At 69.6% G+C, this 24,739-nt stretch carries 25 protein-coding genes and 2 pseudogenes; 18 read left to right on the forward strand and 9 right to left on the reverse strand.

Features of this window, described 5'->3' with window-relative positions:
- Positions 1-12: 12 nt before the first annotated feature.
- The 8 genes from AQJ91_RS46650 to AQJ91_RS46680 all read left to right on the forward strand — a co-directional run bounded on the left by AQJ91_RS46650 (position 13) and on the right by AQJ91_RS46680 (position 6,997).
- Complete coding sequence (locus tag AQJ91_RS46650; RefSeq protein WP_067035992.1) at positions 13-669, forward strand: HAD family hydrolase; 657 nt, start codon at positions 13-15, stop codon at positions 667-669.
- 66 nt (positions 670-735) lie between these two features.
- Positions 736-1,953, forward strand: coding sequence for an MFS transporter (locus AQJ91_RS46655; protein WP_067035931.1), 1,218 nt, complete (start codon positions 736-738; stop codon positions 1,951-1,953).
- A complete protein-coding gene (locus AQJ91_RS46660; protein ID WP_067035994.1) occupies positions 1,904-3,076 on the forward strand; it encodes an acetoin utilization protein AcuC in 1,173 nt (390 codons plus the stop codon). Before AQJ91_RS46655 ends, AQJ91_RS46660 begins: the two co-directional genes overlap by 50 nt.
- 120 nt (positions 3,077-3,196) lie before the next feature.
- Complete coding sequence (locus AQJ91_RS46665) at positions 3,197-4,012, forward strand: phosphatase (protein WP_067035934.1); 816 nt, start codon at positions 3,197-3,199, stop codon at positions 4,010-4,012.
- 129 nt (positions 4,013-4,141) lie between these two features.
- Positions 4,142-4,354 carry a helix-turn-helix domain-containing protein gene (locus AQJ91_RS46670; RefSeq protein ID WP_004984898.1) on the forward strand — a complete coding sequence of 71 codons (213 nt, stop codon included), beginning with the start codon at positions 4,142-4,144 and terminating at the stop codon, positions 4,352-4,354.
- A 155-nt stretch (positions 4,355-4,509) separates the two neighbouring features.
- The gene (locus tag AQJ91_RS51490) at positions 4,510-4,608 is read left to right on the forward strand and encodes a 30S ribosomal protein bS22 (RefSeq protein ID WP_003948845.1); all 99 of its coding nucleotides are present in this window, start codon (positions 4,510-4,512) and stop codon (positions 4,606-4,608) included.
- A 260-nt stretch (positions 4,609-4,868) separates the two neighbouring features.
- A complete protein-coding gene (locus tag AQJ91_RS46675) occupies positions 4,869-5,930 on the forward strand; it encodes an NAD-dependent epimerase/dehydratase family protein (protein WP_067035936.1) in 1,062 nt (353 codons plus the stop codon).
- A gap of 14 nt (positions 5,931-5,944) precedes the next feature.
- Entirely contained in the window at positions 5,945-6,997 is a 1,053-nt protein-coding gene (locus AQJ91_RS46680; RefSeq protein ID WP_067035940.1) for a lysophospholipid acyltransferase family protein, read from the forward strand.
- A 170-nt stretch (positions 6,998-7,167) separates the two neighbouring features.
- Here AQJ91_RS46680 and AQJ91_RS46685 read toward each other — a convergent pair whose 3' ends face one another.
- The 3 genes from AQJ91_RS46685 to AQJ91_RS46695 form a co-directional block, all read right to left on the reverse strand.
- The gene (locus tag AQJ91_RS46685; RefSeq protein ID WP_067035944.1) at positions 7,168-8,397 is read right to left on the reverse strand and encodes a DUF5667 domain-containing protein; all 1,230 of its coding nucleotides are present in this window, start codon (positions 8,395-8,397) and stop codon (positions 7,168-7,170) included.
- Between the two features lie 243 nt (positions 8,398-8,640).
- A complete protein-coding gene (locus tag AQJ91_RS46690; RefSeq protein WP_067035947.1) occupies positions 8,641-9,414 on the reverse strand; it encodes an ECF subfamily RNA polymerase sigma factor, BldN family in 774 nt (257 codons plus the stop codon).
- Between the two features lie 386 nt (positions 9,415-9,800).
- A complete protein-coding gene (locus AQJ91_RS46695; RefSeq protein ID WP_067035950.1) occupies positions 9,801-10,721 on the reverse strand; it encodes an HAD family hydrolase in 921 nt (306 codons plus the stop codon).
- 151 nt (positions 10,722-10,872) lie between these two features.
- Between AQJ91_RS46695 and AQJ91_RS46700 the strand changes: the two genes are divergently transcribed.
- The 5 genes from AQJ91_RS46700 (at position 10,873) to AQJ91_RS46720 (ending at position 16,597) form a co-directional block, all read left to right on the forward strand.
- Complete coding sequence (locus tag AQJ91_RS46700; protein ID WP_107122726.1) at positions 10,873-11,160, forward strand: glutaredoxin family protein; 288 nt, start codon at positions 10,873-10,875, stop codon at positions 11,158-11,160.
- Between the two features lie 280 nt (positions 11,161-11,440).
- Entirely contained in the window at positions 11,441-12,211 is a 771-nt protein-coding gene (locus tag AQJ91_RS46705) for a redox-sensing transcriptional repressor Rex (RefSeq protein WP_067035955.1), read from the forward strand.
- Positions 12,208-13,902 (forward strand): glutamyl-tRNA reductase, encoded by a 1,695-nt coding sequence (locus AQJ91_RS46710; protein WP_067035958.1) that lies wholly within the window; start codon positions 12,208-12,210, stop codon positions 13,900-13,902. The genes AQJ91_RS46705 and AQJ91_RS46710 overlap by 4 nt, the downstream gene beginning before the upstream one ends.
- Entirely contained in the window at positions 13,899-14,894 is a 996-nt protein-coding gene (gene hemC, locus AQJ91_RS46715; protein ID WP_067035960.1) for a hydroxymethylbilane synthase, read from the forward strand. Before AQJ91_RS46710 ends, hemC begins: the two co-directional genes overlap by 4 nt.
- Positions 14,891-16,597 carry a bifunctional uroporphyrinogen-III C-methyltransferase/uroporphyrinogen-III synthase gene (locus AQJ91_RS46720; protein WP_067035963.1) on the forward strand — a complete coding sequence of 569 codons (1,707 nt, stop codon included), beginning with the start codon at positions 14,891-14,893 and terminating at the stop codon, positions 16,595-16,597. Before hemC ends, AQJ91_RS46720 begins: the two co-directional genes overlap by 4 nt.
- Before the next feature lie 352 nt (positions 16,598-16,949).
- Here AQJ91_RS46720 and AQJ91_RS58010 read toward each other — a convergent pair.
- The 3 genes and pseudogenes from AQJ91_RS58010 to AQJ91_RS46735 form a co-directional block, all read right to left on the reverse strand.
- A pseudogene (locus AQJ91_RS58010) lies at positions 16,950-17,042 on the reverse strand (DUF397 domain-containing protein); the annotation flags it as partial.
- A 271-nt stretch (positions 17,043-17,313) separates the two neighbouring features.
- Complete coding sequence (locus tag AQJ91_RS46730) at positions 17,314-17,889, reverse strand: DUF6879 family protein (RefSeq protein ID WP_159054823.1); 576 nt, start codon at positions 17,887-17,889, stop codon at positions 17,314-17,316.
- 28 nt (positions 17,890-17,917) lie between these two features.
- Positions 17,918-18,187 carry a hypothetical protein gene (locus tag AQJ91_RS46735; RefSeq protein ID WP_067035971.1) on the reverse strand — a complete coding sequence of 90 codons (270 nt, stop codon included), beginning with the start codon at positions 18,185-18,187 and terminating at the stop codon, positions 17,918-17,920.
- A gap of 276 nt (positions 18,188-18,463) precedes the next feature.
- Here AQJ91_RS46735 and hemB point away from each other — a divergent pair, with 276 nt between their 5' ends.
- Positions 18,464-19,456, forward strand: a complete 993-nt coding sequence (gene hemB, locus AQJ91_RS46740) for a porphobilinogen synthase (RefSeq protein WP_067035974.1) — start codon at positions 18,464-18,466, stop codon at positions 19,454-19,456.
- Between the two features lie 338 nt (positions 19,457-19,794).
- Positions 19,795-20,151: a DUF805 domain-containing protein gene (locus tag AQJ91_RS46745; protein WP_067035977.1), complete on the forward strand. Its 357-nt coding sequence runs from the start codon at positions 19,795-19,797 to the stop codon at positions 20,149-20,151.
- Here AQJ91_RS46745 and AQJ91_RS53170 read toward each other — a convergent pair.
- Entirely contained in the window at positions 20,094-20,369 is a 276-nt protein-coding gene (locus AQJ91_RS53170; RefSeq protein WP_107122727.1) for a hypothetical protein, read from the reverse strand. The two genes, AQJ91_RS46745 and AQJ91_RS53170, sit on opposite strands and share 58 nt — an antisense overlap.
- Before the next feature lie 289 nt (positions 20,370-20,658).
- Between AQJ91_RS53170 and AQJ91_RS46750 the strand changes: the two genes are divergently transcribed.
- Both AQJ91_RS46750 and AQJ91_RS46755 read left to right on the forward strand, forming a co-directional pair.
- Entirely contained in the window at positions 20,659-21,561 is a 903-nt protein-coding gene (locus AQJ91_RS46750; protein WP_067035980.1) for an SAM-dependent methyltransferase, read from the forward strand.
- A 107-nt stretch (positions 21,562-21,668) separates the two neighbouring features.
- Positions 21,669-22,886, forward strand: coding sequence for an aminotransferase-like domain-containing protein (locus tag AQJ91_RS46755; RefSeq protein ID WP_067035984.1), 1,218 nt, complete (start codon positions 21,669-21,671; stop codon positions 22,884-22,886).
- 17 nt (positions 22,887-22,903) lie between these two features.
- Here the strand turns inward: AQJ91_RS46755 and AQJ91_RS46760 are convergent, their stop codons facing one another.
- A complete protein-coding gene (locus tag AQJ91_RS46760; RefSeq protein WP_067035986.1) occupies positions 22,904-23,704 on the reverse strand; it encodes a DUF4253 domain-containing protein in 801 nt (266 codons plus the stop codon).
- 73 nt (positions 23,705-23,777) lie between these two features.
- Positions 23,778-24,275 carry a DUF2690 domain-containing protein gene (locus AQJ91_RS51495; protein ID WP_234383454.1) on the reverse strand — a complete coding sequence of 166 codons (498 nt, stop codon included), beginning with the start codon at positions 24,273-24,275 and terminating at the stop codon, positions 23,778-23,780.
- 22 nt (positions 24,276-24,297) lie between these two features.
- On the opposite strand from AQJ91_RS51495, the pseudogene AQJ91_RS46770 reads away from it, so the two are divergent.
- Positions 24,298-24,696: pseudogene (locus AQJ91_RS46770) on the forward strand (peptidoglycan-binding domain-containing protein); the annotation flags it as partial.
- Positions 24,697-24,739 lie beyond the last annotated feature (43 nt).

The following is a 24,739-nucleotide window of genomic DNA, read 5'->3' on the forward strand; positions in this document are numbered from 1 at the left end:
ACGCTCTTGGGTATGCGCTATGACCTCGTCATTTTCGACAACGACGGCGTTCTCGTCGACAGTGAGCCCATCTCCAACAGGCTGCTGGCCGGCTATCTCACCGAGTTGGGGCATCCGACCTCCTATGAGGACTCCATCCGGGACTACATGGGGTCCGCGATGCATCGGATCCATGACGTCGTCCTGGAGCGGACCGGGCAGCGGCTGCCCGAGGACTTCGACGACGTCTTCCACGCGCGGGTGTTCGCCGCGTTCGAGCGGGAGTTGAGGCCGGTGGGCGGGGTCGTGGACGTACTCGAGAAGCTTGCCGCGGACGGGGTGCCGTACTGCGTGGCGTCGTCCGGGAGTCATGAGCGGATTCGGGTGGGGCATCGGACGACCGGGCTGGACCGGTGGTTCGAGGACGGGCGGGTCTTCAGTTCGCAGGATGTGGGGCGGGGGAAGCCGGCGCCGGATCTCTTCCTGTACGCGGCCGAGCGGATGGGGGTCGTGCCGGGGCGGTGTGTCGTCGTCGAGGACAGTCCGCTGGGGGTCCAGGCGGCCGTCGCGGCGGGGATGGACGTGTACGGGTTCACCGCCATGACGCCCCCAGGGAAGCTCGTCGGCGCCAATCGGCTCTTCTCGGACATGATGGACCTGGTCGACCTGCTGGTGTCCTCCGCCGAGTAAAGCTGAGGGAAATTCATCTTTAGCTGGATCTACCCACCAGTACGTTGGGGCCCTACGCTCGCCGCCATGACAGATGTACTGCGGCGCGGCAGGGCCTCGCTGACGTTCGGCTTCTTCGCTCAGGGCGTCGCGTTTGCTCTGCTGGTGACGCGGATCCCGGCCATTCAGGACCGGTACGGGGTCTCCGACGCGCTGCTGCCCGCCTTCCTCGCCGCCGTACCGATCCTCGCCGGGGTCGGGAGTGTGGCGACCGAGCGGCTGGTGAAGCGGATACCGCCGAGCCGGCTGCTGCGGTGGTCCCAGCCGGTCGTGCTCCTGGCGCTGCTCGGGGTAGGGGCGGGGGAGCGGATGGTCGAGCTGGGGCTCGCGCTGGCCGCGTTCGGGCTGGCCGTGGGTGTGCTCGACGCGTCGATGAACATGCTCGGGGTGAGTCTGCAGCGGTCGTACGGGCGCAGCATCATGCTCAGCTTCCATGCGGCGTACAGCCTGGGCGGGATTCTGGGGGCCTCGCTCGCGTGGGTCGGGGCGCACTGGCATCTGGCGCTGTTCGTGTCGTATCTGCCGGTTGTGGTGTTGTTGCCGGCCGTACTGGTCGGGAGTCGGTGGTACGTCGACAACCGCGATGACGCCGGGCCCGTGGAGGAGGAGAAGGGCTCGGAGAGTGGGCCTCTCGTCTTCAAGATGCTGTTGCCGTTGTGTCTGGTGATGACCTTCGCCTATATCGGGGACTCGACCGTCTCCAACTGGAGTGCGAAGTATCTGCAGGACGTGCTGGGGAGCTCCGAGCAGCTGGCGACCGTGCCGTACAACGTCTATATGGTGACCACGCTGCTGGGGCGGGCCATCGGGGACTTCGGGGTGCGGCGGTTCGGGGCTGTGGCCGTCGTGCGGATGGGGGCGCTGGTGGCGGCGGTGGGGTTCGCCGTGGTGGCGGGGGCGCCGGGGGCGTGGGTCGGGATGCTGGGGTTCACGTTGCTCGGGCTGGGGCTGTGTGTGCTGGTGCCGCAGACCTTTGCCGCGGCCGGGCGGTTGTTCCCGGGGGCTTCGGATGCGGCCGTGGCGCGGCTCAATGTCTTCAATTATGTGGGGTTTTTGATCGGTTCGCCGTTGGTGGGGGCGCTGGGGGACGCGTGGAGCTATCGCGGGGCCATGCTCGTGCCGATGGTGTTGGTGCTGGTGACGGTTGTGTACGCCCGGTCGTTCGCCGCTCAACCGGACCGATACGGTGACGGGCATGAGCGGCCGCACACAGCTGATGTGGGACGAGGCAGTAACGGGCTATGACTTTGGTCCTGAGCATCCGATGGATCCGGTTCGGCTTGCGCTGACCCGGACACTCGTCGCGGCCTTCGGGCTGGATCGGGACGTGGAGGTCGTGTCGGCCAAGCCGGCCGGGGAGTCGACGCTGCGGCTCGTCCATCGTGAGGACTACGTCGAGGCCGTGAAGGCGGCTTCGGTGGAGCCGGGGGCGGCGGACGGGGCGTATGGGATCGGGACGTTGGACGATCCTGCCTTTGCCGGGATGCATGAGGTGTCGGCGCTGATCGCCGGGCAGTCGGTGGGGGCCGCGGAGGCGGTGTGGCGGGGTGAGGCGCTGCATGCGGTGAACTTCGCGGGTGGGCTGCATCATGCGATGCCCGGGGGTGCGTCGGGGTTCTGTATTTACAACGATGCGTCGCTGGCCATCGCTCGGTTGCTGGAGCTGGGGGCCGAGCGGGTCGCCTATGTGGATGTCGACGTGCATCACGGGGACGGGGTGCAGGCGGCGTTCTGGGAGGATCCCCGGGTTCTGACGATCTCGCTGCATGAGCATCCTCGGACCTTGTTTCCGCAGACCGGGTGGCCGGAGGAGACGGGCGGTGAGGGGGCCGAGGGGTCTGCCGTGAACGTCGCGTTGCCGGCGGGGACCGGGGATGCGGGGTGGCTGCGGGCGTTTCATGCCGTGGTGCCGGAGGTGATCGCCGACTTTCGGCCTCAGGTGCTGGTGACGCAGCACGGGGCCGATACGCACTTCGAGGATCCGCTGGCGCATCTCGCGGTGTCGTTGGATGCGCAGCGGGCCGTGCAGGTCGCCTGTCATGAGCTGGCGCACGAGTACGCCGACGGGAAGTGGGTGGCGCTGGGTGGGGGTGGATATGCGGTGGTGGACGTCGTGCCGCGGTCCTGGACTCATCTGGTGGGGATCGCTGCGGGGCGGGAGATCACGCCCGAGACGGTGATTCCGGAGAGTTGGCGGCAGGAAGTGTTTGCTCGGACTCGGCAGTTGGCGCCGGTGCGGATGACTGACGGGCGGTGGCCTGTGGCCTGGGCCGACTGGGAGGCGGGGTATGACCCTGCGGATCGGTTGGATCAGGCTGTGCTGGCGGCTCGGAAAGCCGTGTTTCCGTTGCGGGGGCTGTTGGCTTAGGCGGGTGGGGGCTGAGGTGGGGAGGGCCGACCCCGCCGCCCTTACCCGTCCTTACGCCGACCGTGCGGTGTTTCCCTGTTCCCCCGGCGCCCCCGATCCCCATCCGTCACCATCACCTACGTGTTGACCACCGGAGCCCTGCGCGCCCATCTTCTTGCCGCTCGTCTTGCTGGGACCGTGGCGACCTCGCGGGAGGAGAGTCTGCGGAGTTATCGGCTTTTCGCTGCTCGGGATCCTCGGGTGCTGATCGGGCTTGATCCTGAATGGAGCTGGAAGCAACGGGATTTGATCGAGTTGATGGCGGACAAGTGCGGGGTTTCGGCCGATCCGGCGTGCACCTCCGGCCATGATGTGATCGATCCTGAGCGGACCTTGGCGGCCCTTGATGCCTTCGCTGCTCGGCTCGGTGCCGTCGCTCGGAGTGGTGGGCCGGTGTTGTTCGGGACCGGGCATCCGCATCGTCTGCTCGGGTTCTACGCCGCCCTGGCAGACGCGCTGTCGGCGGCGGGATGTGCCGTTCTCACTCCGGCAACGGGTCATTGTGTCGACATAACGACCCGGTTCGGTCTACGCACGTACAACCTTGACTACGTACGAGGAGTCGCGCTGGTCCGCGAACCCGGCCCTTCCCGTCCCGGTTGTGAGCCGGGCGCACACACACACTCGCCGCTCCCGGTTCGTACCGTGCTGGACGCCGTGGCGTCGGCCGGCGGGACGTTGCCGGAGCTTGTCGTCGGGGACCACGGGTGGGTCTGCGGGGCAGGTCAGCTGGGGTTTGAGGCCATTGGGCTCGCCGATACCGATGACCCTGCGCTCTTCGTGGGGGAGGCGGAGGGGGTCGTGTCCGTCGTCGTTCCACTTGATGACGCTGTGCGGTCTGATTACTACCGGCCGCTTACCCGCTACGTACTCAATCGAGCGTGTCTGTCACAGTAGGCCGCCGATGGGTGCACCTCTTCCCCACTCGCATCACCCGCCCCTAGTCTGGGGAGTGAGCACGCAGCGACGAAGAGTCACCGGAAGGGGAAGCCGGTGGCCGTCGAGTGCGGAAGGTTCAGGTGTGTCATGGCTGCAGCTGGCGAAAGGCCTCTGAACGAGGTTCAGTTCCTAACCGTGGCGGAAGTCGCCTCGGTGATGCGAGTGTCGAAGATGACCGTGTACCGGCTGGTGCACAGTGGTCATCTGCCCGCGATCCGGGTGGGACGGTCGTTCCGCGTCCCGGAGCAAGCGGTTCACGAGTACCTCCGTGAGAGCTATGTGGGGGTGGAAACCGCCTGACGACGATGGGCCGGGGGGATCCTCAGGGCATGTCGGGATCTCCCCCGTCCCCTCGATTACGACCTCAGCGCTCGGACGGGTAGGCTGGCCCCTCGTAGGTCGTATGGGCCCATGGCGCCCAAACACCGAGTGATGAGAAGTGAGCGAGGGTAGTCGTGGGCTCTGTTATCAAGAAGCGGCGCAAGCGGATGGCTAAGAAGAAGCACCGCAAGCTGCTCAAGCGCACGCGCGTTCAGCGTCGCAACAAGAAGTAAGCGCGACGCCGCGAAAGTGGCGTGTTCTGTGGCCCCCCACCACACCCGGTGGGGGGCCACACGCATATCCGGATCCGGGCGCGGCCTGCGCGTACGCCTGCGTCCACATGGCTTGGTCTGTTCGTACCTCTGTGGATGTCGTCACCTCATGCATTGGGCGGTCATCACAGCGCAACATCGACCCGCTAAGTTGGCCGCACACGGGGAACGCGGCAGGTGCGGGCAGCACGGAAACAAGGCCTGGAAGGAAGGCGCTGATCTTGGGCAAGGTCGTGCTCGTGACCGGAGTGGCCCGTCAACTGGGGGGCCGGTTCGTACGACGGATCCAGCGTGACCCACAGGTGGACCGGGTCGTCGCCGTGGACGCGGTGCCACCCGAGCACCATCTGGGCGGTGCCGACTTCATCCGGGCGGACATCCGGCAGCCCACCATCGCGCGGGTGCTCGCCGAGACCGGCGCCGACACGGTCGTACACATGGACGTGACGGGTACCGCGCTCGGCAGTGGCAGCCGGACCACGGTCAAGGAGACCAACGTCATCGGCACCATGCAGCTGCTCGGTGCCTGCCAGAAGTCCCCGACCGTCAAACGGCTCGTGGTGAAGTCCAGTACGAACGTGTACGGGTCGGCGCCCCGCGACCCGGCCGTCTTCACCGAGACGACGCCGCCCAAGTCTCTGCCCAGCGGCGGCTTCGCCAAGGACGCGGTCGAGGTCGAGGGATACGTACGCGGGTTCGCGCGGCGGCGGCCGGACGTGGCCGTGTGTGTGCTGCGGTTCGCCAACATCCTGGGCCCCAGCGCCGATACGCCGCTCGCCTCGTACTTCTCGCTGCCCGTCCTGCCGACCGTCCTCGGCTACGATCCGCGGCTGCAGTTCGTGCACGAGGACGACGTGATCGAGGTGCTGCGCATCGCCTCCCACGAACCGCAGCGGGGCACGCTCAACAGCGGCACCTTCAACATCGCCGGCGACGGCGTCCTGCTGCTCTCACAGTGTTCCCGGCGCCTCGGCCGGCCCACCGTGCCGCTACTGCTGCCGGCGGTCACCTGGGCCGGGTCCCTCGTGCGTACGCTGGGTATGACGGACTTCTCGCCCGAGCAGATCCGGCTGCTGACACACGGCCGGGTCGTGGCGACGGACCAGATGCGTGAGACCCTCGGATTCAAGCCGAAGTACACGACGGCGGAGACCTTCGCGGAGTTCGCGCGCAGCCGCGGCCCCGGGCTGCTGCCGCCGGAGGCCCTTGCGGGGGCCGTCGACCGGATCGCCGCCCTGCCCGTCCTGGGCGGCGGCCACCCCCCGACGCAGAGCGCCAACTGAGGAGCGCATCAACGATGGCGGATGCCAAGGTCATTCCGTTCGACGACGACCGGTCCCGCGGGGGTGCCGTGCAGCGGCCGCCGCGGCGCCGGAGCGCGGGGAGCCGCCGCAAGGGCACGGAGCCCGCGCTGGTACGTGAGGTCCAGCCCCTGCCCAGCAGGGCCTCCGCGCAGGATGATGTTCCTGTGACGCGTGAGGAAAAGCCGGCCCAGAGGCCCCAGGACGACGGCGGCCTGGAGCGACGTATCGCGGGCGGGCTCGCCTTTCTGCGCCGCCGGCTCACCGGGGACTACGACGTCGACGACTTCGGTTACGACGAGGAGCTGACCGACCAGGTCCTGATGTCCCTGCTGCGGCCGGTGTACGAGAAGTACTTCCGGGTCGAGGTGAAGGGTGTCGAGAACATCCCGTCCGAGGGCGGCGCGCTGATCGTCGCCAACCACTCCGGGACGCTGCCGCTGGACGGCCTGATGATGCAGGTCGCCGTCCACGACCACCATCCGGCCGGCCGACACCTGCGCCTCCTCGCCGCCGACCTCGTCTTCATGCTGCCGGTGGTCAACGAACTCGCCCGCAAGCTCGGCCATACGCTGGCCTGCGCGGAGGACGCCGAACGCCTTCTCGGCCAGGGCGAGGTCGTCGGCGTCATGCCGGAGGGCTTCAAGGGCATCGGCAAGCCCTTCAGCGAGCGCTACAAACTCCAGCGTTTCGGCCGTGGCGGTTTCGTCTCCACGGCTCTGCGCCAGGGCACGCCGATCATCCCGTGCTCGATCGTCGGGGCGGAGGAGATCTTCCCGATGATCGGCAATGCGAAGACCTTGGCCCGCCTCCTGGGCTTCCCGTACTTCCCGCTGACGCCGACCTTCCCGTGGCTGGGCCCGCTCGGCGCGGTGCCGCTGCCGACGAAGTGGACGATCCAGTTCGGCGAGCCGATCCTGACGGACGGCTATCCGCCGGAGGCGGCGGAGGATCCGATGCTGATGTTCAACCTGACCGACCAGGTCAGAGAACAGATCCAGCACACGTTGTACAAGTTGCTCGTGCAGCGGAGGTCGGTGTTCTTCTAGGGCTTCGGCTTTTTCGCGGCCGCTGTCTGAGAGACCTGACAGCAGTCTCGCGTACGACCGCCGCACCGGGCACAAACCCAGGTACGTCCAGTACGAGGGCTTGTACCCGGCACGCCGAGAGCACGTACCGGACGCCGCTCCTTAACGGGCGAACGTTGCCTGCCGGGGCACTAGTTCGTGTCCTCGCCCTCGATGCCCAGGCCGGGGAGCAGGCCCGGGAGGAGGGGCGGGACGGTGACGTCCGGTTGGGTGGTCGGGGGTGTTGTGGGGGAGGACATGCTGGTGCCGGTGTCCTTCGGGGAGTCGAGGAGGCCGCCGGTGTTGCCGCCCAGGAGGCCCTCGTCCTCGGTGTGGGAGGACGAGCCGCTGGGGCTGCTGGACTGGCTGGCGTTGGACGCGCCGGTGTCGCCCGTGCTCGGCGTCGTCGAGCCGTCCCTGCCGGTCGAGCCGGTGGACGGAGAGCCGGACGTGCCCTGCCGCTCGCCGCCGCCCCGGGCCGGGGGTTGCGGGAGGAGGGACTGCAGCGGGGCGACCTCTTCGTCTATGGCGTCGAACACCGACGACACCTGCTCACTGACGTCCCCGAGCTGCACCGGCAGCCGGTCGCGGAGGGCGCCCCAGGCGTCGCGGTGCGACCGGGAGAAGGCGTCGAGGGCCCGGATGGGGCCCAGGGAGTCCGGGTCGCGTTCGTACGCCTCGTGCAGCAGTCGGTGGCCCTCGGCGGCGTCGTGCTTCATGCCGGACAGGGCGCGGCGGACCTCGCCGAGGGACTCGTGGTCGAGTTGGCCGCCGCGGTCGCGCTCCATGAGCCGGCGGGCCTCGTTCAGGCGGGTGGCGGCCTGGTCGAGGTAGGAGCGACCGCGGTCGTCGTCCCCGTCGGACAGATAGCTGCGCTTGAAGTCCTCGATGCCGCGTTTGAGGCCGTAGAGCGAGTCACCGGGCAGGGCGTCCGAGCTGGCGGCGGCGACGCCGCCGAACGCGCCCGCCGCGACGCTGACGCTGAGCCCGCCGGCGGCGAGGCCCTTGGTCAGCCGCGAACGCGGTCGCAGCTTCCCCAGCGGGCTCGCCCGGTGAGTGCCGCGCGATCGGGGGGAGCGCTGCTCGGGGACCGAAGGGTCCGCCGCCTCGCCTCCAACGGTGCCCTCCAGCAGCATGGCCTCGAACGCGGCCACGAGCTGGGCTCGCTGGACGACCTTGACCTCCGGGTCCAGTTCCGGCTTGGGCAGCTCGCCGAGACTCGCCGTGAGGGCCAACTGACGGCCCTGCTCGGTCTGTTCCGCAGCGGCCGGGGCCGGTACCGATCCTTCGGACTGCTCGGCCGCCGGGCCCCGGTCGGACTGCTCCTCCAGGGCCTGGGCGAAGGCGTTCGCCCGCCGGTGTGCCGATACGTTCGCGATCACTGGCGGCACCTCCTCTCGTCATGACGGTCGACTCCCCAGGGGGTCCTGAGGGTTGCACACCCTGACCACATGCACACGATCGAGTGATCGGAGTCGGCCAGGGAGTGACCACAGGGAGCCTGCATCCCGCACAACGAGCGGCGCGCCACTTGGGTTACGGACGGCGGATGATCCGACCGCCAAGTCAACGAACTTTCACCGATGGTGAGTTGAGGACTGCGGAGCGTGCCGTTCCGGGCGGGTTCAGCGGGCGTCGTCCGGGAGGAGCCGGGCGAGGGTGCGGACGGCCCGGTACTGGAGGGTCTTGATGGCGCCCTCGTTCTTGCCCATCACGCGGGCGGTCTCGGCGACGGAGAGGCCCTGGAGGAAGCGGAGCGTCACACACTCCTGCTGCTGGGGGTTGAGCCGGCGTACGGCGTCGAGGAGGGCGGCGTTGGAGAGGGACTCCAGGACGGAGTCCTCCGGGGACCGCTCGACCTCGTTGGCGTCGAGCATCTCGCCGGTGGTGACCTCGAGCCGGAAGCGGCTGGACTTGAAGTGGTCGGCGACGAGGTTGCGGGCGATGGTCACGAGCCAGGCGCCGAAGTCACGGCCCTGCCAGGTGAAGGTGCCGATGCGGCGCAGGGCGCGCAGGAACGTCTCACTGGTGAGGTCCTCGGCGGTGGCCTTACCTCCCACGCGGTAGTAGATGTACCGGTACACGGTGTCGCTGTACTGGTCGTAGAGGCGGCCGAAGGCGTCGGCCTCGCCGGCCTGGGCGCGTTCCACCAGGTCCATCATGCGGGCGCTGTCGCTGTCCGCGGCGGGACGGCGGGCGGTGGCGGCGCCGGTGGAACGCCCTCGTCTGCCGACGGCGGCGCTGCCGTCGGCAAGTGCGTAGCACGGCCCGACGGGGGCGGTGGCTACGGCGAGGGCGGGGACGGCGTACGCGGTGGGGACGAAGCCGCTCAACAGGTCTTGGACCGTTGCGCGCAGCGTAGCCAGGCCCGAGGCGTCAACCCCGACGTGTGGGTACACGGGACTCCCAGAGGCAGAGCTTCCATCACGTGCAGTACGGGACCGTTCACCCGTCGTAGCGACGGAAGGGGTACCGGATTGCGTCTGAGGAGAATAACGCTTCGTACAGGCGCTGCTACACCCAGTTGCTCAAATCATCGATTACGTCGCTTCTGTATCCGATTGGCGCCCGATCAAGTGCCGGACAGTGACCGGTTGTTGATCGAAAATCTTCGTGTTCCGGCTGGGTCCGGGGCGTGTTGTGGCCGTGTGCAGCCAAGGTGACTGGACAGGGCGTTGTAAGGGTACGAACCGTGGATTGGCCTGGATTCGGGCACGGGTACGGTCGGTGTTCGGGGAGGATCACGGGGGTGGCCCCCCCGGGGGGGTGGCCCCCCCGGGGGGGCCTACCGCCGGCGCCGGTGCAGGGCGATCGCCGCGGCCGTGCCGCCGGCCACCGCACCGACGCCCGCCGCGGCCGGGATGCCGACCTTCGCGGCCTTGCGGCCGGTGCGGTAGTCGCGCAGCCGCCAGTCCAGTTTGCGGGCGTGCTTGCGGAGTTTGGCGTCCGGGTTGATCGCGTAGGGGTGGCCCACCAGGGACAGCATCGGGATGTCGTTGTGGGAGTCGCTGTACGCCGCGCAGCGGGTCAGGTCCAGGCCCTCCGCCGACGCCAGGGCGCGGACCGCCTCCGCCTTCGCCGGGCCGTGCAGCGGTTCGCCGACCAACTTGCCCGTGTAGACGCCGTCGACCGACTCCGCGACCGTGCCGAGGGCGCCGGTCAGGCCGAGGCGGCGGGCGATCACCTGGGCGATCTCCACGGGGGCCGCGGTCACCAGCCAGACCTTCTGGCCCGCGTCCAGGTGCGCCTGGGCCAGGGCGCGGGTGCCCGGCCAGATGCGTTCGGCCATGTACTCGTCGTAGATCTCCTCGCCGATCGACATCAGCTCGGAGACGCGGTGGCCCTTCACGATCGACAGCGCCGAGTCGCGGGCGTCCTGCATGTGTTCGGGGTCCTCGACGCCGGCCAGCCGGAACCAGGCCTGCTGCCAGGCGAACTTGGCGAGGTCGCGGGTCTCGAAGAACTTCCGCTTGTACAGGCCCCGGCCGAAGTGGAACAGCGCGGCGCCCTGCATCACGGTGTTGTCCAGGTCGAAGAACGCGGCGGCCTGCTCGTCGCCGAGGACCGGGAACTCCGGTTCCTCGGTCGGGACGTCCTCTGCCTCCTGGGAGGACTTGCGCGCTGCCTCCGCCGAGGCCTCGCCTGCCAACACGCTCCGCGCCGTGGCGGAGCGCCTACGGGGAGTGAGCCATCCGAGAGCGGCCATGGCGTGAGCATAGCCAGTCTCTTCGGCGGTTCCGGAGTCGACAGGTTTGAAGGGTGTGAACTCTCCGCGACCGCACCGTTAAAGAAGCGATCGGACCTGCGCGTGCCCTGGCGGTTTCCCGGCGGTCCCGCTTGTGGCCCGGCGCGCGAGAATGGCTGACATGAGTCCCATTTTTCGCCGGAGGGCGACCCGGGCGCCGCAGGAGCGGCTCGTCACTCTCATCCGCAAGCCCGGCTGTCATCTGTGTGATGACGCACAGTCGGTGATCGAGAAGGTGTGCGCTGATCTGGGGGTTCCGTGGGAGCAGAAGGACATCTCCCAGGATCCCCAACTCCACGACCAGTACTGGGAACAGATCCCCGTCGTGCTCGTCGACGGTGCCCAGCACACCTTCTGGCGGGTGGACGAGCAGCGGCTGCGGAAGGCACTGACCGAGTAGTCCAACTGGCGGGGAAGTCGCTTAGGATCGACGGCGACTTGGTCTCGGGGGCGGGGATCGTAGAGGAGAGTGTGCGGTTTTGCCCCCAAGAAAAGAGGAACGATGGTGCTTGTGCGCCGGTTCCGCACCAGTGCGCCGGGTGTGCGTGACCCCGGTCACGTTGGCCGGGCAAATCGGACACGATCTTTGTGCACGCGTTCACAAAGACATAGCCTGCATTCGACGGGGCGGTCTAGGGACGTGTGACCGCCTGCAGCCCCGCTCTACCCGCAGGAGCACCGTGGCAACTGGCCGAACTCACCGACCGGCGACCCGTAGCCGAGGAATTCCCGAGGCCACCGTCGCCCGGCTTCCGCTGTACCTCCGCGCCCTGACGGCCCTGTCGGAGCGCTCGGTACCCACGGTCTCCTCCGAGGAGCTCGCGGCCGCGGCGGGGGTCAACTCCGCCAAGCTGCGCAAGGACTTCTCGTACCTCGGCTCCTACGGGACCAGGGGTGTCGGCTACGACGTCGAGTATCTCGTCTACCAGATCTCCCGCGAACTGGGGCTCACCCAGGACTGGCCGGTAGTGATCGTCGGTATCGGTAACCTCGGCGCCGCCCTCGCCAACTACGGCGGGTTCGCATCCCGTGGGTTCCGGGTCGCCGCGCTGATCGACGCCGATCCCGAGATGGCCGGAAAGCAGGTCGCCGGGATCACCGTCCAGCACAGCGACGAGATGGAGCGGATCATCTCGGACAACGGCGTCTCCATCGGGGTCATCACCACCCCGCCGGGCGTCGCCCAGCAGGTCTGCGACCGGCTCGTCGCCGCCGGTGTCACCTCCATCCTGAACTTCGCGCCGACCGTGCTGTCCGTCCCGGACGGCGTCGACGTGCGCAAGGTCGACCTCTCCATCGAGCTGCAGATCCTCGCCTTCCACGAGCAGCGCAAGGCCGGCGAGGAGGCCGCCAACGCCCTGCCCGACGGCGCCGTACCGGCCTCCGTCACCCGCAAGGAGTCAGCCGACAAAGGGCCGGACGGGGACGTACCCGCCGTGATGCCGGCATGAGTCTCCTCGTCGTCGGGCTGAGCCACCGCAGCGCCCCGGTCAGCGTCCTGGAGCGCGCCGCACTGCACGCGGACGCCCAGATCAAGCTGCTCCAGGACACGGTCGCCGCCGAACCGGCCACCGAGGCGGCGGTCCTCGCGACCTGCAACCGCATCGAGCTGTACGCCGACGTCGACAAGTTCCACGCCGGTGTCGCCGAGCTGTCCACGCTGCTCGCCCAGCACAGCGGGGTCGGCCTCGAGGAGCTCACCCCCTACCTCTACGTCCACTACGAGGACCGGGCCGTCCACCATCTGTTCTCGGTGGCCTGCGGGCTCGACTCCATGGTCGTCGGCGAGGGCCAGGTCCTCGGCCAGATCAAGGACTCCCTGGCCAAGGCCCAGGACCTGCACAGCGCCGGCCGCCTCCTGAACGACCTGTTCCAGCAGGCCCTGCGGGTCGGCAAGCGCGCCCACTCCGAGACCGGCATCGACCGCGCCGGACAGTCCCTGGTCACCTTCGGCCTGGAACAGCTGTCCTTCGGTACGCCCGTCGACGACTGGGCCCGCGGCAAGAAGGCCCTCGTCATCGGCGCCGGGTCGATGTCCTCGCTGGCCGCCGCCACGCTCGCGCGGGCCGGTGTCGCCGAGATCGTCGTCGCCAACCGCACGTCCGACCGTGCCGAGCGCCTCGCACAGATCCTCACCGAGTCCGGCGACACGGACGTGCCGGCCCGCGCGGTACCGATGGAATCGGTGCCGGCCGAGCTGACACGTGCCGATCTCGCCGTCTCCTGCACGGGCGCGACCGGGCTGGTCCTGACCGCCGACGCGGTCGCCGCGGCGGTCGGGGGCCGGGTGCCCGAGGGTGCCGTAGCGGGTCGTACGGCCGTCGGGGACGGCGTACGAGAAGAGCTTCCGCCCACCAGCGTCGGTACCGACGAGGGCTGCCCGCTGGATCTGTCCGTCGCGCAGTCCGGCTTCTCCGTGATGGGGGAGGCCGCCGTGGCCGGCATGGACGCGGCGACGCTGGAGCAGCACGCCGCGTGGGTCACCGGCGGGGCCGTGGACCGCAGGGAGGCGGCCCGGCGCAGTCCGGAGGCCGACGCCGAGCTGATCACCGCGCTCGCCGCGACCGCCGCCGCCATCGGCCGGATCCCCGAGCGGCGCAGGCCCGAGCCGGCCGTCGAGGCCGTACGGCCCGAGCCGGTCCTCTTCCTCCTCGACCTCGCCATGCCGCGCGACATCGACGCCGCCGCGCACCGGCTGGCCGGGGTGCGGCTGGTCGACATCGAGTCGCTGGCGGAAGCTTCCGCCGACGCCCCGATGGCGGCCGACGTCGACCAGGTCCGCCGTATCGTCTCCGACGAGGTCGCGGCCTTCGGGGCGGCGCAGCGGGCCGCGCACATCACGCCGACCGTCGTCGCGCTGCGCACGATGGCCGCCGATGTGGTGGCCAACGAGATCGCCCGGCTCGAGGGCCGGCTGCCCGAGCTCGACGACAAGCACCGCAGCGAGATCACGCAGACCGTGAAGCGCGTGGTCGACAAGCTGCTGCACGCGCCGACCGTACGGGTCAAGCAGCTCGCGGCCGAGCCCGGCGGCGCCGGGTACGCGGACGCGCTGCGGACCCTGTTCGACCTCGACCAGGAGACGGTGGCCTCCGTCTCCCGGGCCGGGGACAGCACCGAGAAGAACGCGGGGCCAGCATGACTGACAAGGCACTGAGGCTCGGGACCAGGCGGAGCAAGCTCGCCATGGCCCAGTCCGGGCAGGTGGCGGACGCCGTGAGCCAGGTGACCGGACGGCCCGTCGAACTCGTCGAGATCACCACGTACGGCGATGTCTCCCGGGAGGCGCTCGCGCAGATCGGCGGCACGGGTGTGTTCGTCACCGCGCTGCGGGACGCGCTGCTCAGGGGCGAGGTCGACTTCGCGGTGCACTCGCTGAAGGACCTGCCGACCACGCAGCCCGAGGAGCTGGCGCTGGCCGCGGTCCCCGTGCGCGAGGACCCGCGCGATGTGATCGTCGCCCGGGACGCCCTCAAGTTCACCGACCTGCCCCGCGGGGCGCGGATCGGTACGGGTTCGCTGCGGCGGATGGCCCAGCTGAACGCGTACGCGCGCAGCCATGGGCTGGATATCGAGACGGTTGCGATCCGCGGGAATGTGGATACGCGGATCGGGTTCGTGCGCGATGGTGTGCTGGATGCGGTTGTGCTGGCTGCGGCTGGTCTCAATCGGATCGGTCGTAGTGATGAAGTGACTGATTTCCTGTCGGTCGACACTGTTTTGCCTGCTCCCGGCCAGGGAGCACTCGCGATCGAGTGCACCGCGGACAACGCGGACCTCATCGCCGCGCTCGGCGAGCTCGACGACCCGTTCACGCGGGTCGCCGTCACCGCCGAGCGGTCACTGCTCGCCGCCCTGGAGGCCGGCTGCAGCGCACCTGTGGGTGCGCTGGCCGACCTTCCCCCACTCTCGGCTCCGCTCGAGCGGGGGGACCCCCAGGCCGACGGGCAGATTGTCAAGGAAATGCGCCTGCGCGGCGTCGTCGGCACGACCGACGGCTCGCGGATGGTGCAGCTGTCCACCACCGGTCCCGTGCCCGAGACGCACGACCAAGCAATGGCGCTCGGCCGTGAACTCGCCGCCGAGATGCTTGCTGAGGGCGCGGCCGGTCTGATGGGGGAGCGAGCACAGTGAGCCCCACCACCCTTCCCGCCGGTCCTGAACACGGGCACGTCACCTTCCTCGGTGCCGGACCCGGAGATCCGGGACTACTGACCCTGCGCGCCGTCGAGGCGCTGGCGAACGCGGACGTACTCGTCGCCGAGCATGAAGTGCTCGACGTCGTACGCCGGCACGCCAGACACGGCGTCGCCGAACTGCACACGGACCCGGGTACCTCGTCGGACCCGCTCCCGGGCACAGGCACGCCTCAGCTGACGGTTGTTGACGGTGCGTCAACAACCGCTGGGGCACCCGCTGTGCGGGATGCGGCACATCTTGTCATGGAGGCCGCGCGGGGCGGCAGGCGGGTCGTACGTGCGGTGTCCGGGGACCCCGGGCTCGACGCGTACGCCGCCGAGGAGATGCTGGCGTGCGCGGCGGCCGGCGTGCCGTTCGAGGTCGTGCCGGGGGTCGCCGCGGCGGTCGGCGTGCCCGCGTATGCCGGTGTGCCGTTGCGGGACGCGCAGGGCGCGGATGTGCGGTTCGTGGATGCGCGGACGGCGTCCGAGCGGTGCTGGACGGAGGTGGGGGCGTCCGACGGGACCGTTGTCGTGTCGACGACGCTCGACTCCGCCGCCGCCGCTGCCGGTGAGCTGGTGGCTGCCGGGCGTAAGCCTGATACGCCGATGACCGTGACTGTTGCGGGTACGACTACGCGGCAGCGGACCTGGAGTGCGACGCTGGGCACGATCGCTCAGACGCTGAAGCAGGCCAAGGTGCTGCCCTCGCCTGAAGGCGGGCGGCCGGTGATAGCCGTGGTCGGTGAGCGTTCCGCCGCTGCTCAGCGTGATCAGCTGTCGTGGTTCGAGTCCAAGCCGTTGTTCGGGTGGCGGGTGCTCGTACCGCGTACGAAGGAGCAGGCGGCTTCGCTCTCCGACCAGCTGCGGTCGTACGGGGCCGTGCCGCATGAGGTGCCGACGATCGCCGTCGAACCGCCGCGGACGCCCCAGCAGATGGAGCGGGCGGTCAAGGGGCTGGTGACCGGGCGGTACGAGTGGATCGCCTTCACTTCGGTCAACGCCGTCAAGGCTGTGCGGGAGAAGTTCGAGGAGTACGGGCTTGACGCGCGTGCTTTTGCGGGGATCAAGGTCGCTGCGGTGGGGGAGCAGACCGCGAAGGCGCTGGTTGCCTTTGGTGTGAAGCCGGATCTGGTGCCGAGTGGCGAGCAGTCGGCGGCGGGGTTGTTGGAGGACTGGCCTCCGTATGACCCTGTTTTCGATCCCATTGACCGGGTGTTCCTGCCGCGGGCCGATATTGCCACCGAGACGCTGGTGGCTGGGCTGATCGAGCTTGGCTGGGAGGTCGACGACGTCACGGCTTATCGGACCGTGCGGGCCTCGCCGCCGCCGGCGGAGACTCGGGAGGCGATCAAGGGGGGTGGCTTTGACGCCGTTCTCTTCACTTCGTCTTCTACGGTGCGGAATCTGGTGGGTATCGCCGGTAAGCCGCATAACGTGACGATCATTGCCTGTATTGGGCCTGCTACCGCTAAGACCGCTGAGGAACATGGGCTTCGGGTGGACGTGATGGCTCCGGAGCCGTCCGTGCACAAGTTGGCTGAGGCGCTTGCCGACTTCGGGATGAAGCGGCGGGTTGCTGCGGTGGAGGCGGGGGATCCGGTTACGCGGCCGAGCGAGCGGCGGCCGGGGGCTCGGCGGAGACGTACTACGACGTAATGCGCCGCCGCGCCCCTCGCGGTCAGCGCCTGGGTGCGTTTTTCGCCCCGCCCCTGCACACGGGGGCGGGGGCCGACGCAGCCGACGGCGATCGAGCGGGTGCTGAAGCAGGCGGAGGAGCTGGCGGAGGGGCTGGCCTGACCCGGCCGCGATCGCGGAGACCGCCGAAGAGCGGTGAGCAGGGCCGGGCCGATGACCGCGCCGCACGCAACAGTGATGCCCCCCTCCTCCTTGCAGAGCAGCGGGGCATCACGTAGTCGGGTCGGACTCACCGAGAGAACTCGTCATGCCGGCCGACAGCGACGAACGACGACCAGGCGCCGGGCTCGAAGCCGAGCACCGGGTCGACCGGTCAGACAGAGCCGAACTCCTCGGCCTTGACGCCCGCCACGAAGGACGAGAACGCCTCGGCGGGGACGTCCAGAACCGGACCGTTCGGGTTCTGCAGCACCAAAGACGTCTTACCCACTCCCGCAGTGCCGGTTATGAGCAGCACCTGCGCAGAGGTGGGACTGCCATCGAGCAGACGATCGAGCGCCTCACGCTCAGCGCAGCGGTCGACGAAGCCCTGCCCGGCCAGTGGGAGTTGGTACGGAACCGGCGACCGCACGCGATCGGCCGCTGATGCGTGGAAATGTATCCCGCCCTGCACGTCGCGGGCCTGCACGACGTCACGGGCCGTGCCAGAGAGCGAGGAGTTGACCCTCTCGCGCGGCTCAGCCACCCGTCGGAGGCTTCAGGTGGGCCACTTCCCGGTCGAAGAACGTGCCGATGTCCTCCCCCAGCACGTACAGTTCCTCGACCCGCGCCGCCACACGATCCCTCAATCCCGCATCGAGATAGCGCACGGCTCCTTCCAGGACACCCTCCGCGTCGTAGAGGATCTCGTACACGGTGTCGTCGTTCAGCGTGACCAACTCCGGGACCGGACTCTCGCGTTCATACACCGCGATGTGTTCCGGGCCGACGACACGGATCAGCTCACCGCACTCGGCCCGTACACGCAGCAGATGCAGTTCCCACTGCAGGTACGGTGTGAGCGGCGCCTCCACCACACGGACACGCAACAGACGGCAACGGTGACGCGCGGCCAGACGGGACAAGTCGAGCAGCCCGGCACGCTGCGCCTCGATCAGCCTCAGCGCCTCCTGCCAATCCTCTTGGACAAAGGCCGCCCAGCTCGCGTCACCCAGCTCACGGAAGTGCTGGCGGCGCTCCAGCTTCCACGAATCACAACCATCCACAGCGAAATCCCTGCTGCGGAAGTCCTCGCGGTACGCCTCCAGCCCCAACTGCTCGCCGGGCGAGGCGCCAAGGAGGTCACGCATCCGGAATGTGCGCCTTGGCGGCCAGCAGGGTGACGCGCGGGATGACCACGAGGCGTTCGCCGCCGCCGATCACCGCATCGTCGGGCAGGCCTTCGGAATAGGCCGCCGTAAGGTCACGGCCGATGACCGCGAAGTCGCCGTTGTCGAGCTCCCAGATGTCTGGACAGCCGTCCCTGCCCCCAGTCGTGCCCAGCTCCGACGGCGCGACACCGATGCGCCGGGCCAGCCGCGCCTGCGGATCAGCGGCCCACGTACCGCCCATACGCCGCCCCTGTGTAATCTGCCCAGACCGCCTACACAGCGTACGGACACAGCGACAGGCCGTCCACGCCCGCTCGCGGGAATCAGCCAGGGAGTATCACGAATCCGGTGTTCACCACGCCTCTCGGCCGCTGAGCGCCAAGGACGTCGGCGTGAACCCCACGCCGGCGCCGCCATGCACGCGGTCCGGTTCGCCGCCGCCGTCCTTGCGAGAAGGGCTCGGGGGCCGACTCCGCGTCGGTAAAGGCAGAGGCCGGGCGGGCGTAGCGTAGGTGCTATGACGACGTACGGATCCTTTCCCGGCACGCGGCCGCGGCGTCTGCGGAGTACGCCTGCCATGCGGCGGATGGTCGCCGAGACGAGGCTGCACCCCGCCGATCTCATCCTTCCGGCCTTCGTGCGCGAGGGCGTCAGTGAGCCGGTGCCGATCGCGGCCATGCCGGGCGTCGTGCAGCACACCCGGGACAGTCTGAAGAAGGCCGCCGCGGAGGCGGTGGCGGCCGGGGTCTCGGGGATCATGATCTTCGGGGTGCCGGAGGAGTCCAAGAAGGACGCCCTCGGGACGCCGGGGACCGATCCTGACGGGATTCTTCAGGTCGCCCTGCGCGATGTGCGGGCCGAGGTGGGCGACGAGCTGCTGGTGATGTCCGATCTGTGTCTCGACGAGACCACCGATCACGGGCACTGCGGGGTGCTGGACGCCGAGGGGCGTGTCGACAATGACGCGACGCTGGAACGGTATGCCGAGATGGCGCAGGTCCAGGCCGACGCCGGGGCCCATGTGGTGGGGCCCAGCGGGATGATGGACGGTCAGATCGGGGTCGTCCGCGATGCCCTTGACCAGATCGGGCGGGAGGATGTCGCCATCCTTGCGTATACCGCCAAGTACGCGTCCGCCTTCTACGGGCCTTTCCGGGAGGCCGTCGCCTCGTCCCTGAAGGGGGACCGGAAGACCTACCAGCAGGACCCGGCGAACGTCCGCGAGTCCCTGCGGGAGCTGGCCCTCGACCTGGAGGAGGGGGCCGACATGGTGATGGTCAAGCCTGCCGGGCCCTACCTCGACATCCTGGCGCGGGTCGCGGACACGGTCGATGTTCCTGTTGCCGCCTATCAGATCTCCGGCGAGTACTCGATGATCGAGGCCGCCGCCGAGAAGGGGTGGATCGAGCGGGACCGGGCGATCCTCGAGACGCTGACCGGCATCAAGCGGGCCGGGGCGCGGAACATCCTCACCTACTGGGCCACGGAGGCGGCGCGTCGGCTCCGCTGATGGAACGGGGGTCCGCCGGGCGGCGGTCCAGGCTCGGTCCGGCATCGAATCGATCAAGGGTTGACATCGGAACGCATTCGGTTCGGCAACGGCCGGAACTCGGTTCGGGGAACGTTTGCCGGCTGCCCGGGACCCTGTGGGGAATCGGTTGGTGATCTTCGGTGGGTCTGTCCTGAATTCGACGGCGGGCAGGGTGCGGTTGGGCCGGTCGGCAGGCGATGTACGGCCCGCTGAGCTGCGAGGACAATGAGATTGACGAGTTCTCGTCATCCTCCTTACCTTCTGCGTGTGGCCTGATCCGTTCTGGAGGGCCTCAAGATCGGTCCCTGGGGGATGCAATGAGCTGGTTCATCGAGGTGCTCAAGAAGTACGCGGTCTTCAGCGGGCGTGCGCGCCGCAAGGAGTACTGGATGTACACGCTGTTCTACCTCATCTTCGACATCGTGCTGTCCGCGGTCGGCTTCGCGATCGACTTCCCGGCCATCACGGCCGTATTCGCGGTCGCGCTCCTGCTGCCCAGCCTGGCCGTCACCGTTCGTCGGCTGCACGACACGGGTCGCACGGGCTGGTGGATCCTCATCGGGATCGTCCCGCTCGTCGGCCTCATCGTCATGCTGGTCTTCCTGTGCTCCGACGGTCAGCCGGGCCAGAACAAGTACGGCCCGAACCCGAAGGATGTCCCGGCGTTCGCGTAGTGCCGTACGTCGTGTGACCTTGCCTCAAGGCCTGGAGGCCGCCCGGATGTCGTCCGGGCGGCCTTCGTCGTTCCGGGGTGCTGGAGGGCGGCCGGGCCCTCGTCGCGCAGGCCCTCGCCGTCCTCGCACGCGGTGAGCGTGAGCGCGGCGACCGCCACCAGCGTGGCGGCCAGCAGTCGGGCGCGGGGGTGACGGGCAGGGGGTGCGGACGCGGACATGGAGCGGCCCTCTCCGTGAGTGGTGGGGATGGCGGGAATGGTGAGAGTGGGGGCGGGCGGGTCTTGCCTCAGCCTGCTTGATCATTCGTCCGCCTCGCCACCGTCGGCCGGGAATTCGGGACGCCCGAGCGGTGGGACGGGCGCTGACCTGCGGGGACGGCATGTCCCGGCGGCGCGGCGTGGGACGCCGGAGCTGTGAAATCCGGCGGCGGGCACCATCAAGTCCCGGCGGGAGTTAGGTTGTTGACCTCGATCGTTGTCCTTTGAACGACTCTCCAGGGAGACGCCCATGTCCGGTGACGCCCTCAGCCAAGACCCCGCCGAGCTGAGAAGGAGGATCGACACCACCAAGGCACACCCGGCCCGCGTCTACGACGTCTTCCTCGGCGGCAAGGACAACTACCCCGTCGACCGTGCCGCCGCCGCCGCCGCGCTCGCCGCCAACCCGCGCGGCTACCTCGACGTACGGCACAACCGCGACTTCATGCGCCGCGCGGTGACCACGCTGGCCGCGGAGGACGGCATCCGCCAGTTCCTCGACATCGGCACCGGACTGCCCACCGCGGACAACGTCCACCAGATCGCCCAGCGGATCGCCCCCGGGACGCGGGTCGTGTACGTCGACAACGACCCGGTCGTCCTCGCCCACGCGCGCGCCCTGCTCACCAGCGGGCCCGAGGGGCGTACGGACTACATCGACGCCGATCTGATGAGTCCCGCGCAGATCCTCGAACAGGCCGCGAAGACCCTGGACTTCGACCAGCCGATCGCGCTGTGCCTGGTGGCGATCCTGCACTTCGTCGAGGACGAGGAGGCGTACCCGATCGTGCGCGAGCTCGTCGACGCGCTGCCGTCGGGGAGCCGGCTGGTGCTCAGCCATCTCACCGAGGACCTCAACCCCGAGAACATCCGCGCGGTCCAGCGGACGTACACCGAGCGCGGGTTCACCTTCGTACTGCGGGCGAAGGCGGAGGTCGAGCGGTTCTTCGCCGAGAGCTCCCTGGAGCTCGCCGAGCCCGGGGTCGTGCCGGCCCACCACTGGCGTTTCGACGGCGATGCTCCCATACCCGAGCAGCCGGACGCCGGCTATCTGGACACCCTCGACGACATCGAGAAGGTCCGCTACCGCGATATCAATGACGTGACGGACGCGGACATCAACGTGTACGCGGCCGTCGGGACCAAGGGCTGAGCCCCGCGGTTCGCTTCCGTCCGTATCGCGGAAACCTGCTTGTAGGTGGCATGCAGTTCTCTAGGCTGCGCGGCACGAGACCGCCGCAGCCCTGAAGGAGCCGTGCCATGACCGTCACCGAGCCAGCCCCCGAGTCGACCCGTGCCCCAGTGCCGCCGCTCGCCGCGCGGGCCCGGTCGATCGGCGGTTCGCCGGTACGGGACATCCTGGCCGTCACCGCCCGCCCCGAGGTCGTCAACTTCGCGGGCGGGCTGCCGGCGCCGGAGCTGTTCGACCGCGACGGCATCGCGGCCGCGTTCCGTGACGTGCTCGCCGAGACGCCCGCGCGGGCCCTGCAGTACTCCACGACGGAGGGCGAACCGGTGCTGCGCGCCGCGCTCGCGGAACGCGTCACGGCACACGGCCTGCCCACCGGCGCCGACGACCTCCTCATCACCACCGGCTCCCAGCAGGGCCTGTCCCTCCTCGCCACCGCGCTGCTGGAACCCGGGGACACGGTCCTGGTCGAGAACCCCTGCTATCTGGCGGCACTTCAGGTGTTCGGCCTCGCGGGCGCGCGGGTCGTGGCCGTGCCGGGCGACGAGCACGGCGTCGACGTGGCTGCGCTGGACGAGCTGGTCGCACGGGAACGCCCGAAGCTCTTCTACACGGTCCCCACCTTCCAGAACCCGACCGGCCGCACCCTGCCCGCCGACCGCAGGGCCGCCGTCGCGGAGGTCGCCGCCCGGCGCGGGCTGTGGATCGTCGAGGACGACCCGTACGGCGAACTCCGCTACGAGGGCGAGCGGCTGCCGTGGATCGCCGCGCACGCCGAGGACCGTACGGTGCTGCTCGGGTCCTTCTCCAAGGTGATGGCGCCGGGGCTGCGGCTGGGCTGGCTGCGGGCGCCCGGAGCGCTGCGCCGGGCCTGCGTGGTCGCCAAGCAGGCCGCCGACCTGCACACTCCGACCCTCAACCAGCTTGCCGCCGCACGCTACCTGGAGGTCCTGGACGCCCATGTGGCCCGGGTGCGGGACGTCTACCGCGAACGCCGGGACGCCATGCTCGCCGGCCTCGCGGAGGCGCTCCCGGAGGGCTCGGTCTGGAACCGTCCCGAGGGTGGCATGTTCCTCTGGGTCCGGCTGCCGGAGGCGTACGACACGACGGCGCTGCTTCCGCGGGTGGTGCGGCACAACGTGGCGTACGTCCCCGGCGCTCCCTTCTACGCCGGTGACCCCGACCGCTCGACGCTGCGGCTGTGCTTCGTGACGCAGACGCCGGAGGAGATCGGGGAGGGGCTGCGGAGGCTGGCGGCGGGCTTGGATGCGAAGCCGCTGATGGGCTGATCGGCTGATGCCTGTCCTCAGTCCCACCAGAAGTGCCAGGCCGGCTGGTTGAGGAGCCGGCGTTCGGCGTACGCGTGCAGGGTGGGGTCGCTGCTCTGCAGGATGTTGTCCGGGCAGAACGCGAAATGCTCGGCGGCGACCGCCTCCGCCTCGGCCAGGGTCGTGGGCGGCACCGCGACGGACACCAGCAGGTGGTCGAAGCCGAGCGCCACGACCCGTATCCCGAAGCGCTCCTCCCAGGAGCGGAGCACCGCGCAGAGGCGGGCGGTGTCGTTCTCGTGGTTCGCCGGGCCCGTCCAGCCGATCGCCGCCGGGATGTCGGCGCTGCGGCGCGCCGGGACGAGCGCGAGACGGGGGTCCTTCAGCGGCCCGCCGCCGGCTTCCAGGAGGGTGTCGGCGATCTCGGCGGCCACGGTGTCCGGGTCGTCGGAAGCGGAGGTGGAGGCGGGGGTGTCGGCCAGGCCCGGCCACTCCTCGTCGTCCGCCGCGCACTCGTCCCAGAGGTCGGCCAGGACCTCCTCGGCGTCGTGATCCCCGGGATACGACATGTCCCCGGGCAACAGGTCCCACACGTCCGGTCCGCCATGCCGGTCACCGACCTCGAGCACGACCGGCAGCAGCCCGGCGTTCCGCCGCGCCGCCTCCAGCGCCGCCCAGTTGCCGGGTGCCGCCATGTCGTCCGCCAGCCACAGCAGCGGCTCGTGCCACGGGCCGTCGACGGTCGCGTCGACCAGGCTTCCGGGCGGGAGGTGGAGGCCGAGGGCGCTGCCCGTGGGGTCGGTCGTGAGCTTCGGCAGCGGGTTGGGAAGAGTCGCCATGTCGGTGACTGTAAGGGGAGGCACTGACAACGGGCCTCCGGGTGCGTCCCGTTGACGGTCGTCCCGCACGTGCTCAGTCCACGCGGCCGTCGAAGCACTCCCTCCTGCCGTCCGCCGCGGGTCGGAAGCAGGCCCGGACGACGCTTCCGGGGCCGGTCGCGGCCATGGGGGTGTAGACGTAGGACTCCGCGTCGATGTCGTCCTCGACCTCGGCGGTGCGGGTACCGCCACCGCGATCGCCACGGCCGCCGCCGCTCACGGTCAGCTCGATCCGGTCGCCGATCCGGGTGCCCCACATCCGGGCCCAGCTGGCCCCGCACTCCTCGCTGTGACGCAGTTCCATCCAGGCTCCGCCGGCCGTGCGGTGCGCGGCGACGGTGGCCGGGTCGGCGCCGCACCTCATGTCCATCGGGCTCCTGCCCTCGCAGGCGGCTCCCCGGCACCCTGGGCCGGCGGCGGACGACGAGGGAGGCGCGGACGCCCTCGGTCCGCCGTCCTGGCGCGGCAGCAGGAAGAGGGCCGCCGCCACGCCCCCGACGGCCAGGGCGCACACCGACACGAGGACCGCCACGACGGTCACACCCCGGTGACCGGCATGCGGGACCGCCGGTGGGGCCGGGGTCGGGGCCGGAGACGGGGCCTGGGCCGGCTCCGGAGTATCCGTACGCGTCGCTTCCGTCGCGCGCCCGCTCGCGGTGAACAACCTCGGTCTGACCACCGCGGAGGCCAAGAAGGTCCAGAACTGGCTGAAGCAGTACTGGGGTTACGCCGGTGCGATCGACGGGCAGCTGGGCACCAACAGCTGGAAGGCGTTCCAGCGCTGCCTCAAGCAGTACTGGGGCTACAACGACGCGATCGACGGAATCGTCGGCCCCAACACGATCAAGGCGCTGCAGCGTCTGCTGAAGGCGCACTGGGGTTACGCCGGTGCGATCGACGGAATCGCCGGCTCGGGCACCAAGGCCGCGTTCAAGCGGTTCGCCAACGGCTGACGCCCTTGTCCTGAGTGAACGACCGCGGCCCGTCCTCCAGGGG

Source organism: Streptomyces dysideae (assembly GCF_001514305.1).
GTDB classification, from domain to species: Bacteria; Actinomycetota; Actinomycetes; order Streptomycetales; family Streptomycetaceae; genus Streptomyces; species Streptomyces dysideae.

Bases quoted from the DNA above. Each gene is read 5' to 3' on its own strand.
- AQJ91_RS46650 (WP_067035992.1), top strand. From the start codon at position 13: ATGCGCTATGACCTCGTCATTTTCGACAACGACGGCGTTCTCGTCGAC.
- AQJ91_RS46655 (WP_067035931.1), top strand. From the start codon at position 736: ATGACAGATGTACTGCGGCGCGGCAGGGCCTCGCTGACGTTCGGCTTC.
- AQJ91_RS46660 (WP_067035994.1), top strand. From the start codon at position 1,904: ATGAGCGGCCGCACACAGCTGATGTGGGACGAGGCAGTAACGGGCTAT.
- AQJ91_RS46670 (WP_004984898.1), top strand. From the start codon at position 4,142: ATGGCTGCAGCTGGCGAAAGGCCTCTGAACGAGGTTCAGTTCCTAACC.
- AQJ91_RS46680 (WP_067035940.1), top strand. From the start codon at position 5,945: ATGGCGGATGCCAAGGTCATTCCGTTCGACGACGACCGGTCCCGCGGG.
- AQJ91_RS46695 (WP_067035950.1), bottom strand. From the start codon at position 10,721: ATGGCCGCTCTCGGATGGCTCACTCCCCGTAGGCGCTCCGCCACGGCG.
- AQJ91_RS46700 (WP_107122726.1), top strand. From the start codon at position 10,873: ATGGCTGACATGAGTCCCATTTTTCGCCGGAGGGCGACCCGGGCGCCG.
- AQJ91_RS46710 (WP_067035958.1), top strand. From the start codon at position 12,208: ATGAGTCTCCTCGTCGTCGGGCTGAGCCACCGCAGCGCCCCGGTCAGC.
- hemC (WP_067035960.1), top strand. From the start codon at position 13,899: ATGACTGACAAGGCACTGAGGCTCGGGACCAGGCGGAGCAAGCTCGCC.
- AQJ91_RS46735 (WP_067035971.1), bottom strand. From the start codon at position 18,187: ATGGGCGGTACGTGGGCCGCTGATCCGCAGGCGCGGCTGGCCCGGCGC.
- hemB (WP_067035974.1), top strand. From the start codon at position 18,464: ATGACGACGTACGGATCCTTTCCCGGCACGCGGCCGCGGCGTCTGCGG.
- AQJ91_RS46745 (WP_067035977.1), top strand. From the start codon at position 19,795: ATGAGCTGGTTCATCGAGGTGCTCAAGAAGTACGCGGTCTTCAGCGGG.
- AQJ91_RS53170 (WP_107122727.1), bottom strand. From the start codon at position 20,369: ATGTCCGCGTCCGCACCCCCTGCCCGTCACCCCCGCGCCCGACTGCTG.
- AQJ91_RS46750 (WP_067035980.1), top strand. From the start codon at position 20,659: ATGTCCGGTGACGCCCTCAGCCAAGACCCCGCCGAGCTGAGAAGGAGG.
- AQJ91_RS46755 (WP_067035984.1), top strand. From the start codon at position 21,669: ATGACCGTCACCGAGCCAGCCCCCGAGTCGACCCGTGCCCCAGTGCCG.
- AQJ91_RS46760 (WP_067035986.1), bottom strand. From the start codon at position 23,704: ATGGCGACTCTTCCCAACCCGCTGCCGAAGCTCACGACCGACCCCACG.